Raw genomic sequence first — 329 nt, 5'->3', positions numbered from 1 at the left:
GCTAATCGGACGCGAGGCCATCTCAAAGCGGATTGCTCCTTTTCCCTCAAGACCATGCGGTCTCGTGGGCTTATGCGGTATTAGCAGTCGTTTCCAACTGTTGTCCCCCTCTTTGAGGCAGGTTCCTCACGCGTTACTCACCCGTTCGCCACTAGATGAATCCTTACTCCCAACCCTTTACATTTGTGTTAGTCTTACTTAAAAAGCCTAATTGATGCTACGCATCAATGACGCTTTTTCGGCTAACTCTGCAAAAGACTCGGAGTAAGAATTCATCCCGTTCGACTTGCATGTGTTAGGCGCGCCGCCAGCGTTCGTCCTGAGCCAGG

Annotated in this window: 1 rRNA gene; it reads right to left on the bottom strand. The window is 50.8% G+C overall.

From position 1 onward, the window contains the following. Positions 1-329 (bottom strand): 16S ribosomal RNA (locus JCM17207_RS13195); the annotation flags it as partial.

Source organism: Faecalibacterium gallinarum, assembly GCF_022180365.1.
In the GTDB taxonomy this organism is placed as follows: Bacteria; Bacillota; Clostridia; order Oscillospirales; family Ruminococcaceae; genus Faecalibacterium; species Faecalibacterium gallinarum.
This window is presented reverse-complemented; position numbering and strand designations above follow the sequence as displayed.